This is a genomic window from Sporosarcina sp. HYO08, from assembly GCF_001563475.1.
Lineage (GTDB): Bacteria > Bacillota > Bacilli > Bacillales_A > Planococcaceae > Sporosarcina.
In genome coordinates this window covers 39,040-54,888 of the sequence record NZ_LPUT01000030.1, presented here as the reverse complement: position 1 = coordinate 54,888, position 15,849 = coordinate 39,040, and the positions used below count along the sequence as shown (strand labels likewise).

Annotated in this window: 18 protein-coding genes; 4 read left to right on the top strand and 14 right to left on the bottom strand. The window is 40.6% G+C overall.

The genetic code is table 11. The features are described 5' to 3' along the window. Positions 1-2: 2 nt before the first annotated feature. The 7 genes from AU377_RS14340 to AU377_RS14310 all read right to left on the bottom strand — a co-directional run bounded on the left by AU377_RS14340 (position 3) and on the right by AU377_RS14310 (position 5,580). On the bottom strand, positions 3-1,451 hold the full coding sequence (locus AU377_RS14340; protein WP_067408452.1) for an amidase family protein: 1,449 nt from the start codon (positions 1,449-1,451) through the stop codon (positions 3-5). A gap of 105 nt (positions 1,452-1,556) precedes the next feature. Further along, positions 1,557-2,771 (bottom strand): carboxylate--amine ligase, encoded by a 1,215-nt coding sequence (locus AU377_RS14335; RefSeq protein WP_067408451.1) that lies wholly within the window; start codon positions 2,769-2,771, stop codon positions 1,557-1,559. Positions 2,772-2,889: 118 nt separating this feature from the next. Further along, positions 2,890-3,189, bottom strand: coding sequence for a metal-sulfur cluster assembly factor (locus AU377_RS14330; RefSeq protein ID WP_067408450.1), 300 nt, complete (start codon positions 3,187-3,189; stop codon positions 2,890-2,892). Positions 3,190-3,206: 17 nt separating this feature from the next. After that, positions 3,207-4,439, bottom strand: a complete 1,233-nt coding sequence (locus tag AU377_RS14325) for a hypothetical protein (protein ID WP_067408449.1) — start codon at positions 4,437-4,439, stop codon at positions 3,207-3,209. Positions 4,440-4,451: 12 nt separating this feature from the next. Beyond that, a complete protein-coding gene (locus AU377_RS14320) occupies positions 4,452-4,991 on the bottom strand; it encodes a DUF2249 domain-containing protein (protein ID WP_067408448.1) in 540 nt (179 codons plus the stop codon). Continuing rightward, positions 4,963-5,331: a hypothetical protein gene (locus AU377_RS14315; protein WP_067408447.1), complete on the bottom strand. Its 369-nt coding sequence runs from the start codon at positions 5,329-5,331 to the stop codon at positions 4,963-4,965. Before AU377_RS14315 ends, AU377_RS14320 begins: the two co-directional genes overlap by 29 nt. A 12-nt stretch (positions 5,332-5,343) precedes the next feature. Next, a complete protein-coding gene (locus AU377_RS14310) occupies positions 5,344-5,580 on the bottom strand; it encodes a DUF2249 domain-containing protein (protein WP_067408446.1) in 237 nt (78 codons plus the stop codon). Positions 5,581-5,757: 177 nt separating this feature from the next. Here AU377_RS14310 and AU377_RS14305 point away from each other — a divergent pair, with 177 nt between their 5' ends. Together AU377_RS14305 and AU377_RS14300 are read left to right on the top strand one after the other, a co-directional pair. Next, positions 5,758-5,997: a YkuS family protein gene (locus tag AU377_RS14305; RefSeq protein WP_067408445.1), complete on the top strand. Its 240-nt coding sequence runs from the start codon at positions 5,758-5,760 to the stop codon at positions 5,995-5,997. Between the two features lie 214 nt (positions 5,998-6,211). Further along, entirely contained in the window at positions 6,212-7,135 is a 924-nt protein-coding gene (locus AU377_RS14300; RefSeq protein ID WP_067408444.1) for an LD-carboxypeptidase, read from the top strand. A gap of 16 nt (positions 7,136-7,151) precedes the next feature. Here AU377_RS14300 and AU377_RS14295 read toward each other — a convergent pair whose 3' ends face one another. The 6 genes from AU377_RS14295 to AU377_RS14270 all read right to left on the bottom strand — a co-directional run bounded on the left by AU377_RS14295 (position 7,152) and on the right by AU377_RS14270 (position 12,493). Beyond that, complete coding sequence (locus AU377_RS14295) at positions 7,152-8,066, bottom strand: patatin-like phospholipase family protein (protein ID WP_067408443.1); 915 nt, start codon at positions 8,064-8,066, stop codon at positions 7,152-7,154. A gap of 92 nt (positions 8,067-8,158) precedes the next feature. Then, positions 8,159-8,914 carry an amino acid ABC transporter ATP-binding protein gene (locus AU377_RS14290; RefSeq protein WP_067408442.1) on the bottom strand — a complete coding sequence of 252 codons (756 nt, stop codon included), beginning with the start codon at positions 8,912-8,914 and terminating at the stop codon, positions 8,159-8,161. Between the two features lie 14 nt (positions 8,915-8,928). After that, the gene (locus tag AU377_RS14285) at positions 8,929-9,642 is read right to left on the bottom strand and encodes an amino acid ABC transporter permease (RefSeq protein WP_253724503.1); all 714 of its coding nucleotides are present in this window, start codon (positions 9,640-9,642) and stop codon (positions 8,929-8,931) included. A gap of 13 nt (positions 9,643-9,655) precedes the next feature. Continuing rightward, entirely contained in the window at positions 9,656-10,363 is a 708-nt protein-coding gene (locus tag AU377_RS14280) for an amino acid ABC transporter permease (RefSeq protein WP_067408441.1), read from the bottom strand. Between the two features lie 85 nt (positions 10,364-10,448). Beyond that, a complete protein-coding gene (locus AU377_RS14275) occupies positions 10,449-11,300 on the bottom strand; it encodes a transporter substrate-binding domain-containing protein (RefSeq protein WP_067408440.1) in 852 nt (283 codons plus the stop codon). Positions 11,301-11,323: 23 nt separating this feature from the next. Then, complete coding sequence (locus AU377_RS14270; protein WP_067408439.1) at positions 11,324-12,493, bottom strand: acyl-CoA dehydrogenase family protein; 1,170 nt, start codon at positions 12,491-12,493, stop codon at positions 11,324-11,326. Positions 12,494-12,909: 416 nt separating this feature from the next. Between AU377_RS14270 and AU377_RS14265 the strand changes: the two genes are divergently transcribed. Next, positions 12,910-14,337: an AarF/ABC1/UbiB kinase family protein gene (locus AU377_RS14265; protein ID WP_253724502.1), complete on the top strand. Its 1,428-nt coding sequence runs from the start codon at positions 12,910-12,912 to the stop codon at positions 14,335-14,337. A 70-nt stretch (positions 14,338-14,407) separates the two neighbouring features. Next, complete coding sequence (locus AU377_RS14260) at positions 14,408-14,737, top strand: phospholipase (RefSeq protein WP_368664433.1); 330 nt, start codon at positions 14,408-14,410, stop codon at positions 14,735-14,737. Positions 14,738-14,829: 92 nt separating this feature from the next. On the opposite strand, the gene AU377_RS14255 is transcribed toward AU377_RS14260, so the two are convergent. Continuing rightward, positions 14,830-15,804 carry a D-glycerate dehydrogenase gene (locus AU377_RS14255; protein ID WP_067408436.1) on the bottom strand — a complete coding sequence of 325 codons (975 nt, stop codon included), beginning with the start codon at positions 15,802-15,804 and terminating at the stop codon, positions 14,830-14,832. Positions 15,805-15,849 lie beyond the last annotated feature (45 nt).

Sequence of the window (15,849 nt, the reverse complement as noted above, 5' to 3'; positions counted from 1 at the left end):
TTTCAAGGTCTCTTTCTTGCCCGTACAAGTTGCTCAAATGCATAGGCATATCCAATAAGCTCTGGTTCTGCAAATGCCTTTCCAGCAAAAGTAATCCCGAATGGTTCGCCTTCTTTTGAATACGCTGCCGGAACAGTGACTGACGGATAGCCAGCCGCTGCGCCAAAACTACATCCGTGATCTTGCGGGAAAACAAGCGCATGTAACCGATGGTCCTCCAAAGCTTTTCCAAGTGCGATCGATCCCGCTAAATGATGGTTTCTCAGAAGAGCTTTTAAATACGCGGGCTCTGTTAGCGTTCCGCTCGTTCTTTCACATTTTTCTAGTAAAATTTGTCCGTAGCGCAAAGTTTCGTCTACATGCGCATTGTTAAACGCAATAATATCTGCCAATGTACGAATTGGATTCGTCGCCGGGGTATTTCCCAAATAAGCATTCAGAGACGATTTGAATTCATACATTAGGACATTGTAGTCAAGATCATTTTCCATCACACCAAGGTCGATCGGGTCTAGTATAACCGCACCGCAAGCTTCAAGCTGTTGAATTGCTTTCTCAAAAAGGTCTGCCCTTTCCTTTGACACTTCATTGACGAAAATATTTCTAGCAATGCCAAGACGCACACCTTCTAACGCATCACGATTGAAGATAGAAGGCCAGTCGACCCCATCAAATTCCACTGCTTTTTCTGTTACCGGATCTTTTGCATCATATCCCGTCAATAAACTGAATGCGATGGCCGCATCTTCAACGGATCGGGCAATCGGCCCCGGTGTATCTTGCGTAATTGCTAATGGAATGATGCCTGTCCGACTGATCGCACCGACAGTTGGCTTAATCCCAACGACTGAATTTTGTGCAGAAGGATTGATAATCGAACCGGTCGTTTCAGTACCGATCGCGATCGTAGCTAAACTCGCCGCAATCGCAGCGGCAGCTCCTGAACTTGACCCCCCTACATCAAAAAAGCCATAGGGATTTTTCACTTGTCCGCCGCGTGAACTCCATCCATTCGTCATTTTATCCGACATAAAATTTGCCCATTCCGTCATATTTGTTTTTCCTAAAATAACGGCTCCGGCAGCCCGTAGCTTTTGAACGAGAAACGCATCTTCCGCTGCATAAAAATCTTTCAATGCAAGGGATCCACAACTCGTATGCATCATATCGTTTGTTGCCATATTATCTTTTAATAGCACCGGAATGCCGTGGAGCAATGATCGGATTCCTTGCGTCTCGCGCTCCGTGTCAAGTGCTTGAGCAATTTGTACAGCTTGCGGATTGATCTCCAATATGGCGTGAATGTTCGGATTTTTTTCTGATATTTCATGTAAGTAAAAAAGCGTTAGTCTCTCCGCTGTCAGCTCGCCTTTTTCCATTTTTTCTTGTAATGTAACAATCGATGCGCTGTCCAGCCATTCGCTGTTCAGTTGTTGTAAAACGTCATCCATCGGGCAAGCGCCTCCCTGAAAAGAAATTCCCATTCTCTACAGTTTACCTCTTTTTATCCAAAATAAGCTATAAAACCCCCTATACTTTACGTATAGAGGGAATTGTTACCATTGACTATTTTTATACTTACGATAATAGTTAATTTGTCTGGCGAATAAATAAAGTTTTCGCTTCAAATGACGGTCGTTTTTATAAAATAATGGATTCGCAAACTTTTTCTGACGAAGTAATGATTTTACTTCATTACGAATTTCACGGTTTTTGACAAATTTTTTCAATACGATTTTCGGCACAACTGTAAATAAGAACTTTTCTTTCAGAAGGGTCAGCGGCTTTTCCTGATCGTAAACTAAGTCATCTACGAAATACTTCGCCATATTGTGACCACAAGACGTAATATAATAGCTCGAACGGCCTTGTCGAATATTCACTTCAAATACCTTAAACTTCCCGTCACGTTCGTCGTATTTCAAGTCGAAATTCGCATAGCCTACATAATTGACGGCTTCCAAAAAACCTTTTAGTTTCATCATCACTTCCTCATTGAAGCGCGTAATTAAGGCTGTGTAGTTGCCAATAGCTGTCATCGTATGCTCCTGCAAGACGACTTGTGCAAACGTAATGAGCTCTGTTTTCCCTTTACTATTGATGTAAAATACCGAGTCCCACATATATGTATCATCGCCGGGGATGAAATCCTGAATGATTAAATCTTCCCGATAGCCACTAGCTTTAATCGTTTCGATGACGCTATGTATTTCTTCGTATGAATGGACTTTATAAACCTTCTGCATGCCTTCAAACGGATTTTTATAATATTGTACACCGTTGCTCGGTTTAATAATGACCGGAAACATCACTTCATCCTCAAACAACTCATCGCTTTTACATGAATAGTAGTAAGTTGCCGGGGTATCAATGCCATGCTCTGCACAAAGTTGATAAAAATTCGATTTCACTAACAAGTCGTTCATCAGAGGCTCGTCTATGTAATTAAAGACAAAGTCTTCTTTTAATGCATCTTTATTTTCGATAATCATTCGAACATACAGATCGTTTGTCCCAATGAGTATGAATTTCTTGCCATCCTCTCGATACTTTGCTGCAATTTCTTTTAAAAATGAGACAAAAACCTTGCGATCCGGTAAATTTTTGTTTAATTCTATCGTTGTTGTAATTGAACTTAATCTTGTAAATGATAAAGGTTCTTTTCCTACTAATATAGGCCGGATTCCATATTGTTCGTGAAACGAAATGGCCATATTATAAGCGTTCATATCTGTACCGATTAGGATCGGTATGAATGGATGATTTGTCATAATGTCCTCCAACTTTTTTTCTCTATATAAGTGTAGAGCTGTTGTTTTTTGAAGTCAAGAAAGGGGAAACTAAAAAAAACCGAACGATGACTTTGCTTCTTCATCGTTCGGTTTCTATTTAGTAGGTATTTAATGTCGCTCTTCCCTCGTCTGAGATCATAGCAGGAGTCCACCTCGGCTCCCAAACGACATCAATTTCTACTTCATCCACATCTAATCGATCCTTTAAGATGAAATCTACCCCGCCTGTAATCATGTCATGCATCGGACATCCAGGCGTTGTTAAGGTCATTTTGACATAGACCGTCTTACCTTCCCATTGAACGTCATAGACAAGTCCCAAGTCAATAATACTAATGCCAAGTTCAGGATCATATACAAGCTTCAACAGTTCACGTATTTGTTCAATTTTATCCATTTAGATCCTTCCTTTTTTTATCTTGTAAATACACGTCCAATGAGGATCATGTAAGATATAGCAGATAAAGAAAATGCAAATCCCGCGACAGCGATTAGGACATTTGATGAAATGATCAGGGCGACTGTCAGTAGAAGTACACTTCCCACAACTACTCTCATGCCATTATTCACTTTTCGATCATTTAATAGGTCCGCCATTAAGGGGGTACCTGGTCTGCCTGCCTGTTTTCCATACTTCTGTGTCCACCAAAGAAATGGAATGATTTTTGAAGCATATCCAAGAATTGTTAATGTTACCCATCCACCAAGATAAATCCATCCGGCAATAAGCACAAGCTTTGAATGCATAAAAGTATTCGGAAAGATTACTGTATAGAGTACGATTCCTATAGAGCTTACTAACAAAGCACGTGTAATCGTAACCGACCATAATATTCCATAGCCAGGATTCGGTTTTACACGGTGTTTTTGTATTTCATACAAATGGAATGTATACAAACTAATGGCAATCGTTAACAAAACAAGCGACGCCCAAACGGTCCAATATGAACCGCCAAGTAAAAATGAAACTGCGCCCCAAATAGCTGCTGCATTCCAAGTTATTAAAGTTGCCCATTGGAGACGTAATGGGTAATGATGCGCCAAATAAAACATCGGAAGCATCTTAAAACTAAATCCGACGATAAGGAGACCAAACCAGCCAATCGTTCCAAGCCATATATGAGCGCCAAATAGCTGTTCGTGGAAAGTGCCTCGATCTCCCGTCCAAAAATGAATGCCCATCCACATGCCAAAAAGCCCTGTAAGCACTAGGTACAATACCGCACATGCCACACTAATCGTAATTGGATCCCATTTTTTCGCAGAAAACAACGTTACGAAAATGTTTATGGCAAAAAGAATGACTCCGACAAACGCAAGTGTTGCAAAAAGGCCAATCCAAACCGTTTTGAAGGTTAGAAATCCGTATAGCAACCCGATCAGGCCAACTGTAAAAAAGGCATAGTGAACGTAGCCCAGCTTTCTGCTATAAATATCTTTTTGTAAAATCACGTTAATCAGCTGATAAAATGCACCCATTGCGAGCATCGTTGCCCATCCAAGAACGAATAAATGCGTGTAGAACCATCCTTCGGGCCCCCGGATATCTTGGAAAAGCCAGTGAAATGTTGAAATCATTGAAACAAGATGAAATAGCACAAATCCGATCATACCCGTTGCGATAAATAAAAATGGGAGTCGAAACATTTTTCTTCCCCCTTATGTTTTTTGAATCTTTACCTTGGCCGAACCATCTTGCTGTTCTTCAACCGTAAAGGAGCAGCCCATTTGATTTAATTCTTCAATGAGAAAAACAGGAACGCGGTCATTATGAATATGCACTTCATCGCCAGGCCGGCTGCGGTCCAATGCGGCTAACGTTCGCATCATCGGCTGTGGTGGTTCTAGTCCACGATTGTCTAATGTGATCGTTTGGCTTTCGCGATGAACCAGCGCTCCACTTTCTTTAGAAGGCTTTTCATCATTTTCTGCATGCTCACCATTTAATAAATGTTTGTGCTTTTTATTTACAAAAGTCACGATCCAATGATCATTTGCTTTTTTCTCAACTTTATTGACAAAACCCTTCATTTTCAGTACGCCTAATAACGGAGTTGGCTTAAATGTGGCATGCAGGATGAAAATATCTTCTTCCTCTAATGCTTTTACCGCATCCATAATGAGTTGAAAAGGCTCTATTTTTTTCTTCAAATGGGGCCGAACATCTAATTCAACAACACGTGACGTTTTCAGATCCATCTTGCTGCCCCTCCATCGTTATATATTTTTCGGCTTGTTCATATAGCCCCGCCAAACCACCGTATAACGAATAAAAAAAGGAATCCGGCGCATCCAATGAAAAGGATTTGTAACGTTTTGGATCGACACTTAGCATTTTTTCGAATAACCCTGCGCAATTGTTAAAGGCATAAAAACAAAAATGCGTATATTGAAAAATTGGCATCGCATCATAAATGGCCATTATTTCTTTCGCGTATTTGCGAATGTCCTTTGCGGCCTCTTGCACCATTGAAATTGCGTCCGATATTGACAACTCGATCTTTAACGTCTTCTCATCGATAATATGAACTTTAGCCATCTTCTCCCCACCTTATGATAATTTTGTAACTTTCACTTGAAACGTGGAAGGACCTTGTTCGATATACTCCCATCCATAATTTCCCTTGTGCATCGATTCCAATTGAAAGCGAAGCGGTACTGGGTCATGGTCATTAATGATCAACATCGATTCTGATGGATTCAGCCCATCAAATGTTTGAAAAATTGTTTGATGTTTAAGGTGCGGTGGATACTCTGGCACTTTTACAATTGCAGCGTATTCAGTCATATTAACTCCTCCTATTTTCTTAATTCATTATGGATTTATTATAAAATGGGGCAAAGATAATTTCTGTGATACAAATCACTTCTTTCCGTTGTCGGACAATTCTTCACACATAATTCATACAAACTCGGGAAGTGTATAGATGAGAATTGATATTATAAAGATTGGAGTGTTTTAGTAATGGCTAAAATTGCAGTTGAGCAACCATTTGAAGATGTTAAAACAGCACTGGAACAAAAAGGACATCTAGTTCAAATGTTTGAATCGGATGAAAATGTCTCGGGGTTTGATTTAGGTATTGTTCGGGCACTTAATGAAGGAAACAATGATGAATTTGATTTTCCAGTTGTCGTGATGAAAGGAATGACCATCGACGGCGTCATAGAAGCAGTCGATAGTAAATTAAGCCAAATGCAATAATACAATTTCATGCAATGGGGCTGTCCTAGAAGTGCCTGGCACCACTAAACACTGTCAAAATGTAGTATCACTTTTCAATTACGATACTCTATCTAGTGTTCAACGGTGCCTGGCTCTTCGCTTTGGGATAGCCTCATTTTTTTCATATGGGGCGGCATTTGTCACCCAACTTCACGAACTGAATACTTTATAGAGAGAAAGGGGGCTACTAACTATGGCCATCAAACCGCCGCATTTACAATCGGGCGATACAGTCGGAATCGTCACATTAGGTAGTCCGTTGGAAGCTGGCCGTATCGATGAAGGCATTCAAACGTTAAAAAATATGGGATTTAATGTAGTTGTCGGCGAACATGTCTATTCATCAAATGGTTTTTTGGCAGCTACTCCGCAGCAAATGGCGGCCGATTTAATGAAGATGTTTGAAAACACATCCGTGAAATGGATTTTGCCAACTCGGGGCGGCGTAGGTGTTGCCAGCATTCTCCCCTATTTAAATTTCACTACGATTGCACAGAATCCCAAAATCTTATCTGGCTATAGCGATATTACAGTCCTACAAAATGCCATCCTTGAGTATGCAAATATCATTACCTTTCATAGCTTACTTCTACTCGACTTCAATTCACGCACTCCACAATACAACTTTAACCAATTTTTCAATGCTGTGACGAATACTTCTTCCCCTTGGGAAATCCAAAACCCGCCCGGAATCCCTCTTGAAGGGTTAGTTGCCGGCAACGTCACGGGACCGATCGTTGGGGGAAATTTAACATCCTTCCTTGGGACAGTAGGAACATCTTACGAAATTGATACTCGCGGAAAAATTATTTTTCTGGAAGAAACACACGAACCGGTGAATACGATATTTCGGTACTTAAATCATCTGTACATGGCAAAGAAATTTGATGAATGTATTGGAATCATTATGGGCGATTGTACAAAATGTTTAGATGCGTATGGCAAGTCGTATCGTCAATTAATACAAGACTTTCTTGTCCCATTAGGCAAACCACTTATGATAAATTTAGCATCGGCCCACGGAACGTATAAGGCAACGATTCCAATTGGCGGAATCGTTAATATGAATACCATCAATCGGACATTGACTGTTATGGAACCTGTCGTCAGCTTATAAGCATAAAACCCGACTCCTAATGAGGAATCGGGTAGTCATTGATTGGACGAGAATTCCAAGTTAACAAAAATTGTCTTGCGCGAAATCTTCCCATTTCAAGCAACTGTTCTTTTTGTTGATCTTCCATACTAAATTTCGTCGTTAAATGTTTATCGACAGGAATAAAAATGATATCTTTTTCAAATTTACTTGATATATGTTTCGTGTCATGCGCATCTTTCATCGTATCAAACAACGCTTCAAATAGATTCAATCCATTTTTTATAACATGCGCTTGTTGTTCTTCTATACTTTGACTTAGTTTCATGCCAATGACAGGTCTTTCTTTTTTTTGATTTGGCTTATCGAATAACCACATGGGGAAATTGCTAAGGACACCGCCATCGACAGCGATTGTTTCTCCATTAAAAGTGCGAAGTCTGACGGGTTCAAAGAAGAAAGGAATGCTGCAACTCATACGTAAAGCCCGAGCGATCGGAAAGTGCTCAGCTGGAATCCCGTAGTTCTCCAAATCATCTGGCAGGACAATCATTTTGCCGTTTGTAATATCTGAAGCAACGAATTTTAATGATCCTGGTGTAAGGTCTGCAAATGTATACAAACCTTTATTACCCAAAATTTCATGGAACCATTCTTCTAATGCATTCCCTTGATAGAGTCCGAGCCCCCAGTACAATTGCAGCCACTTCATAAAGGAAAAAGGAATGATCGTTTTTCTTCGATCGAGAAATGATTGGAAATCTTGGTGAAACAAAATGTCCTCCATTTCTTTTCCTGTATATCCCGCCGCGATTAAACTGGCGACGATCGCACCCGCACTCGTTCCGGCTACCCGCTCGAAACGGATACCTTTCTCTTCCAACACCTGATAGGCCCCAACGAGCGCCAACCCCTTCATACCACCTCCAGAAAATACCCCATCGACTAACATTTACGGATCTCTCCCTTTTCTTAGTCTTGATATACTGTAAGTGAGCAGGGGATAAAGTAGAACTTGAATGGTAAAATTTTGTCGCTTACTACTTAGATATAAAACGTGTAATCTTCAGGCAATACTCTTTTTAAAAACTTTTGCGTGCGTTCTTCTTTTGGACGAATAAAAATATCGGTTGGTGATCCTTCTTCCACGATAACACCATCATCCATAAAAATTACCCGATTGGCGACATCTTTGGCAAAGGACATTTCATGCGTCACGACAAGCATCGTTGTTCCTTCATTGGCGATATCTTTCATAACAGCAAGGACTTCCCCAACCAATTCTGGGTCTAAAGCAGAAGTCGGTTCGTCAAATAAAATAATATCTGGGTTGAGTGCAACAGCCCGCGCAATGCCGACTCTTTGCTGTTGTCCACCTGAAAGCTCACTAGGGTATGCATTGTATTTATGAGATAGCCCTACTTTATCTAACGCCTGTTTGGCAATCTCTTCGGCTTCTTTTTTCCGCACTTTTCGTCCAATAACCAATCCTTCCGTTACATTTTCCAATGCGGTTTTATTAGCAAATAAATTATAATTTTGGAATACGAATGCAATTTTTTGTCGGATGTCATGGATTTGTTTTTTGGAAACTGTATTAAAATCAATATGAACATCATCAAAGCTTGCTGATCCTTTATTTGCTCGATCTAAAAAATTGATGCATCGTAATAATGTTGTTTTTCCTGAACCGCTCGGACCTAAAATAACGACAACATCCCCTTTGTCGATTCGAATATCGACACCTTTTAATACTTCATTGTCGCCAAATGATTTATGAATATCTTTAATTTCTAACATGGTCATTTCTCCCTTCAAGCACTTGCAGGTTTATACCGGGCGAGACGTTGCTCGTATCGTTTAAAGGCAAATTCAACAAGACTGCATAAAATCAAATACACAATGAAAATATCAATATATGCTTCTACATAATTGTAACCAGCATTTGCAGCTACTTTTGCTTTTAAGGTGATTTCTTGCAAGGACATTGCATACCCTAAAGATGTCGCCTTTATCAAGTTTACGGTCGCCGTACAAATATTGGGCATTGCAACGACGAGTGCTTGCGGGATGATAATTCGCCGATACGCTTGAAAATTAGTTAACCCTACCGAATGAGCTGCCTCCAATTGACCCTTAGGCACCGTACCTAAAGCAGAACGGAAAACTTCAATTAAAATAGCTGTCGTATTAAATGAAAAAACGATAAACGCATACCAAATCGGATTCACTTCGTAAATTTTCATATTAATGCTGTTCGCTTTAAAAAAAGAGTCCAGCAACAGCGGCACACTGCTATAAACGATAAATATTTGAATAATCACCGGTGTTCCTCTGACAAAAGAAACATACACTTGTGCAAGACGGTTGAGAATTGGTATTTTGTTTATCCTCGTTAATGCAAGAAGAAAGCCTGCCGGCAGCGCGATCAACAAAGCGACGACTGTCACGAACAAGGTGACGGGAACACCTGATAATGCAACAAAAAATGTGTCCCACAAAAATTTATAATTCAAACTTTCCGACATGTTCCCGATCCCCCTATGCTGTCTCTAATGTTCTTTTCCCCCTACTAAATCGCTTCTCCAACATCAAGAAAAATCGTTCAATGAGTATTGAAAGCACCCAATAGATCACCGCTAATGCCAAAAAGATTTCCAATGCATGGGAATTATAGTTGGAGGCAATGATCAGCTCTGCTTTTCCAACGACGTCGATTAAACCAATTGTATAAGCGAGTGCGCCTTCTTGCAGAAGGGCGATGAGTCCATTGCCAAAATTCGGTAAAGCGACGACGAACATTTGTGGGAAAACAATACGTCTTAAAGTTTGGAATGGACTTAAACCGACACTAACCCCCGCTTCAAATTGACCTTTATCAATCGATTGGTAGGCGGAGCGAATGACTTCCGACATAATGGCAGCGAATTGAAGCGAAAAAGCGATAATGACAAAAATGGCTCGATTAATATCGTTCAAATTGATGCCCACTTTATTTCCAACATACGGAATACCGTAATACACTAAAAACAACAGAACAATGGAGGGCGTACATCTTAAAACAGTTGTATATCCATTGGCGAGTTTCTTTGCAATAAGACTTTTTCCAATCTTTGCAACTGCCAATAACAGCCCGAAAATTGTTCCGAACAGAACAGCCGCACCGGCCACAAGAAATGTCACCTTTAAAAACGGCAGCAGTTGAGGAAAAGCCCCCCATATATACGACGCGTCAAAATATTTTTCCACACTCACCACTCCAAATTAATACACTATTCGTTTTAAAAAGGAGACGCCCAAAACGAAGTGCCTTGGACATCCCCTTTCGCACCTTTTACCGATCAACAGTTTCTAATAATTCGAATAAGTCTTTGCCGTAGAACTTTTGACTGAGTTCATTCGTTTTCTTTTCTTCCATCACTTTTTTCATCGCGACGTCAAATGCATCCGCAAAATCTTGCTCTTTTTTATTGAACAAAGGCCATGTTTTAATAACCGCAAATTCCTGATAGATGACATCATCTTTTAAATTATGATAGGGACCATCTTCAGCAATCACCTGGCGGTCAAAACTCGCCTCAATGATGACGCCACCGTCCACTCGACCTTCGTTTACCCATTGGACAACATCAACTGTAAACGCATCGCCAGCTTGTAACTTTACCTGGTTATCCGGGTTTTCCTTATTGTATTCATCAATGACTGTGTATTGGGCATTATTCGCGGCAATAGGCGCTAACGTGAAACCGGCTGACGCAAAATCTTCGAGATCTTGAATTTGATCGTTTTCTTTTTTCAGCACAAGTCCTGTGCTGCTAAGTCCGCTAAATTGTTTTGGATAAATAAATTTTTTCGTTCTTTCTTCCGTGTAAAAAGCATTTTTCACGCCTACTTGGTATTTACCTTGCTCGACGCCAAGCAACAAGTCATCGTCGGAAGTGCCAACAAATTCAAATTCATATTCCGGCAAAAGTTCATCTACTGCCCGCAATACTTCCACGTCATAGCCTGTTGCATAGCCCTTTTCGTCCGTATACGTGACAGGTTTTGAGGATTGTACGTAAGCGACTTTTACTTTTCTCACACCCTCTTCATTTTCAGTTGTTTCTCCAGAACCGCATCCCGCTAAAATCCCTCCAATTAGTAATCCAATTACCGACAGTTTTAACGTGTTTTTTATTTTCATCTTGGCATTCCCCCTTTAATTTTTTATATCGATTTATTGCTTTCTTTCTCAATGGCAGCTACGGCCAATTGCTTAATTGTCATATCATCGATCGGTGGATTATGAAGTCCAGCTCTCACATCCCGATAATAGCGCTGCAACGGATTCGTACGTTGTAAGCTCTTTGCACCAACGATCCGCATCGCTTTATCGACAACTGCAACTGCCGTATTCGTGACGGTATGCTTCACAGCTGCAAGCTCATTCGTCAGCAACGCTCTTCGCTTTGGATCATCGTACGCTTCCGCCACACTGTAAATTAAATGTCTCGATTGAATAAGTGCCAAATCGATTTCTCCAATTAGCTGTTGCACGTTCGGCAACTGACTAATCGGACCGTTGAGACTGTTCGGTTTATGTTGATTAGCAAAATGTACGGCATAATCCCGGGCGGCTTGCGCAATCCCTAAATAACAAGCCGGAATATGCAAAATCCATCCTCTAAGTTTCTTGCCGCCTTGAGGCGTTTCGGGGAGTTCCACTAGCATCGATTCATCTACTTTGACATTTTCCAATACTAAGTCATGGCTTCCCGTCCCCCGCATTGAAATAACGTCCCATGTCTCATCAATCGACAATCCTTCTAAATCTTTGTGTAGAAGAAAAAATCCAACTTGCTCTTTTTCCTCAACCCAGGCCGATGTTAAAAAGTACGTTAACATTGGTGCACCCGTTGTATAAGCTTTACGGCCATTTAACACCCAATTGCCGTCTCTTTTAGCTGCCTTCGTTCCTGGACGACCGCCTCTTGAAGGGCTGCCCGTCAATACTTCACTAGCTGATCGATTAATTGTTGCACCTTTTAATAGTTCCACCGCCAAAAACTGTAACTGGCTTCTCTTCCATTCCTTCTTCTCAAATATTTCACCCGCTACGCCTAAGTTCCAACCAATTGTCAATGCCGTATTGCTGTCGTAACTGGCGAGCGTCTCCTGAAAAAGCACCATGTCATAAACAGAGATTTCCTCTCCTCCGAACTTTTTTGGAACGGCCAAACTCGTATAACCGATCTCCGTCAACTTCTCTATATTTTCTTGCGGGAAAATCGCTAATTCATCGACTTGTGCAGACGTTTTTTTAAATGGCTTTTCTACTTCTTTCAATTTCTTCAACCATTTCTTTTGCAATTCAGTTTTGATAAATAGGTCCTTCACAAAATCTCCTCCACATAAAAACAATTTATTACTTCTCCCATTCTATTCAATTCCTATATGTTTTATTGGGATTAATCGTAAATGATCTTTGGGTAGATTGTCAAGGTGATTTCAATTTATTTGCAACATTTTTTCATTTTAGGTAATGAATGAATAAAGGATATTAAAAAGAATTTAGAGAATAACAAAGGAATAGAGACAAATGGAGAAACGAGTGGATTCCTATAAAACAGAAAAGTAAAATATTCCGACTTATAAAAGTGCTCTCTTTAACACTGGGAATTATTTTCAAATTCCATTGGTATAAGACTTTTAGACGCCGAGAAGAAGACTGGGAACTTTTTTGGGAACACACTGGGAAAAAATTTCGTAAAACGCTTTTTGATCTGCAAGGGATACTTATTAAAGTAGGTCAAATGCTCAGTACACGAGCAGATTTACTGCCTCCAGCGTTCATTCGGCAAATACAAGATTTAACGGACCAAGTACCTGCCTCTGATTGGAATGACATTAAGGAAGTTTTAGAACAAGAATGGGGAGGTTCCATCGACCAATTCGTTCATTCAATCGAGCCAAAGACGATCGCATCGGCTTCGATAGGCGAAGTTTACAAAGGGATATTGAAAAATGGATCTAAAGTGGCCATTAAGGTTCAACGCCCCCATATCGGCTCCATTGTTCGAACGGATTTTCATATTTTACGCATTGTCGTTTGGATCGTTAAACATTTGGCCCTCGTTCCGAAAAGTTTCATTGATTTGCGAGTTGTCGCTAAAGAAGTGATGCAAGTAATTGGACGAGAGCTTGATTTTATCAATGAACAGCAAAATTTACTGACATTCAAGGATCGTTATAAAGACGATGATTTTGTAATGATTCCAGAAGTTTATCCGGAACTGTGTACAAAAAAGGTTTTAGTGATGGATTGGGTCGAAGGCATTCGGATTACAGACGAAAAAGCATTGGCACAATTACCGATTGTTCGTCGCGAGCTGGCACAGCGGCTCCTATCTATATTTTTGTCCCAATGGCTAGAAGCTGGACTATTTCATGCCGACCCGCACCCTGGAAATGTACTTGTTTCTAAAGATGGAAAAATTATTTTAATAGATTTTGGAATGATGGGTCATCTCTCCAAAAAAGATGCTACTCTTTTTCAAGGACTGATCGAAAGCTTTTTGGCGAAAAATTATCCGAAAGTAGTCGAGTATTTAATGGATCTTGGCATTTTATTCGCTATAAATGATTCAAGGGCATTGGAAAATTTACTAGCTGAATTACGCGCATTTCAGCCCGATCAACTACAACAGACGGACATGCTGTCATTGAAAAAAGAAATGAACGAGCACATTCAGAATTTCCCCTTTCAAATTCCCATTCGCTTCATCTTTTTGGGACGTTCAGTCATTACAATAGAAGGAATTCTACATGAGCTAGTACCCGATGAGGAACTGATGACACTAGGTAAACCCGTTTTTATCAGGTGGCTGAGTAAACAATCGGAAAATAAATGGTCTTTCCTCTGGCATTGGATTCAATCACAGCCCATGTATAAAATGGTCCACTCAATTACGGAATTTCTTGAAACCCCTAAAAGGCTAGAAAGGCTGAAGAAAGTTGAACAAAGAAGACATTTTGAATTTACAATATATGAAAATCAAAAAAAGCGATATTATCAACTGCTGCTAATCAGTGTGATTGGGATAATCCTCGGGTTGTCGATCCCACTCCCCATTCTTTGGGAGCTTTCCATTATCCTATTTGCTGTGTCTGTGTTTGGCTACTCAAGGTGTACGGTTCGGCAAAAAAAATGGCTGAAATTCATGCAGGAATGTCGTAGATAGCGAACAATCCACCCCTTCTTTCTTATTGTTATTTGGCACTTATTGTCGAATAGCAGAATAAATTAGAGAGATGAATGACCAAATGGAAAGAGGGGTACGGTTGTCGAGAAGATTTCATCGAAAACCTCGGTTTTGTATTTTTCCCGGCTATAATTGGTGCGGCCCCGGATGTAATGGACCCGGTCCTCCGATCAATGAACTTGATGCGGCGTGCAAGGCGCATGATAAATGTTATCAAAGAGGAAGATGCGCTTGTGAGTGTGATCAAGAATTCCTCTGCCGTCTTCGCCGCTTATGCGATAAAATCGATCCGTGTACGCAGGAAGGACGACACACTCGTTTTCTTTATCGCTACATGAAGTTGCAAACGCTTATCACTTGTAAATTGAATCGATTTTAATAGATAAGCGTTTAAAAAAGCGTTGTCCCAAAACGAAGAGCCAAGCACTTCCGGGATAACGCCTTTGTCATTACTACATCTATTTCTCACTTTTATTGAACCGGATTCAGCGGTTTTTTTCCTTGTAAAACAGCTACTAAATTTTCAGCCGCACGCATCGCCATGGCCAATTCTGTTTGTGCCGTTGCCGATCCGATATGCGGCACTGTCACAACGTTCGGCATTTTCAACAGAGGATGATCAGGCTCGATTGGTTCTTGTTCAAACACATCGAGTCCCGCCGCCGCAATTTCGCCATTTTGTAAAGCTTCGACAAGTGCTTGTTCATCGATCGTTTGTCCGCGTGATACATTGATAAACATGGCCGACTTTTTCATTAGTAAGAATTCTTCTTTTCCAATCAGCTTATATGTATCAGGTGTTAAAGGCGTCATCATAAGGACAAAGTCGGATCGTTGTAAAAGCGATGCCAAGTCGCAATATTCAGCGCCGTATCGCTCTTCTGCTTCCGGCTTCCGACTGCGATTATAGTAAAGTAGATCCATATCAAAGCCAAAACGTGCTCTTTTCGCAATGGCTTCCCCAATACGCCCCATTCCTATAATACCGAGTGTAGAACCGTGTACATCTTTTCCATACGTATCGCTATATTTCGTCGTTGTTTTCCAACTGCCTGTCTTTACAAACCGATCTAATTCTGGAATCCGCCTCGCAGTTGCAAGAAGTAATCCAAAGGCTAAATCTGCAACCGTTTCATCCAATACATGCGGTGTATGGGTTCCGATCACATTTCGTTTTTTCAACGCCTCCAAATCAAAGTTATTAAAGCCAACAGAGACATTGCTTACGACTTTGAGATTAGGTGCATGGTCAAGCAGTTCTTGATCAATCATACCGGCCATCGTACCGCCAGCTGTATACATTCCTTCTACATCGTTTAGTTCACGAAGAAGGACTTCCCTTGGAATACGCCCTTCCCCACCCCATTGTTTTATTTTACAATGCTCTTCTAAAAAATGCTTTACTTCCTCTGTTAATGGGTATGTTGCATAAATTTTATGTTTCATTGGTGAAATCTCCCCCTATTCTTTTCTCCATTGTGCCATAGTTCC

Bases quoted from the DNA above. Each gene is read 5' to 3' on its own strand.
- AU377_RS14335 (WP_067408451.1), bottom strand. From the start codon at position 2,771: ATGACAAATCATCCATTCATACCGATCCTAATCGGTACAGATATGAAC.
- AU377_RS14255 (WP_067408436.1), bottom strand. From the start codon at position 15,804: ATGAAACATAAAATTTATGCAACATACCCATTAACAGAGGAAGTAAAG.
- AU377_RS14330 (WP_067408450.1), bottom strand. From the start codon at position 3,189: ATGGATAAAATTGAACAAATACGTGAACTGTTGAAGCTTGTATATGAT.
- AU377_RS14310 (WP_067408446.1), bottom strand. From the start codon at position 5,580: ATGACTGAATACGCTGCAATTGTAAAAGTGCCAGAGTATCCACCGCAC.
- AU377_RS14260 (WP_368664433.1), top strand. From the start codon at position 14,408: ATGAATGACCAAATGGAAAGAGGGGTACGGTTGTCGAGAAGATTTCAT.
- AU377_RS14305 (WP_067408445.1), top strand. From the start codon at position 5,758: ATGGCTAAAATTGCAGTTGAGCAACCATTTGAAGATGTTAAAACAGCA.
- AU377_RS14320 (WP_067408448.1), bottom strand. From the start codon at position 4,991: ATGGATCTGAAAACGTCACGTGTTGTTGAATTAGATGTTCGGCCCCAT.
- AU377_RS14290 (WP_067408442.1), bottom strand. From the start codon at position 8,914: ATGTTAGAAATTAAAGATATTCATAAATCATTTGGCGACAATGAAGTA.
- AU377_RS14325 (WP_067408449.1), bottom strand. From the start codon at position 4,439: ATGTTTCGACTCCCATTTTTATTTATCGCAACGGGTATGATCGGATTT.
- AU377_RS14275 (WP_067408440.1), bottom strand. From the start codon at position 11,300: ATGAAAATAAAAAACACGTTAAAACTGTCGGTAATTGGATTACTAATT.
- AU377_RS14295 (WP_067408443.1), bottom strand. From the start codon at position 8,066: ATGTTAGTCGATGGGGTATTTTCTGGAGGTGGTATGAAGGGGTTGGCG.
- AU377_RS14265 (WP_253724502.1), top strand. From the start codon at position 12,910: ATGCTCAGTACACGAGCAGATTTACTGCCTCCAGCGTTCATTCGGCAA.
- AU377_RS14300 (WP_067408444.1), top strand. From the start codon at position 6,212: ATGGCCATCAAACCGCCGCATTTACAATCGGGCGATACAGTCGGAATC.
- AU377_RS14340 (WP_067408452.1), bottom strand. From the start codon at position 1,451: ATGGATGACGTTTTACAACAACTGAACAGCGAATGGCTGGACAGCGCA.
- AU377_RS14315 (WP_067408447.1), bottom strand. From the start codon at position 5,331: ATGGCTAAAGTTCATATTATCGATGAGAAGACGTTAAAGATCGAGTTG.
- AU377_RS14285 (WP_253724503.1), bottom strand. From the start codon at position 9,642: ATGTCGGAAAGTTTGAATTATAAATTTTTGTGGGACACATTTTTTGTT.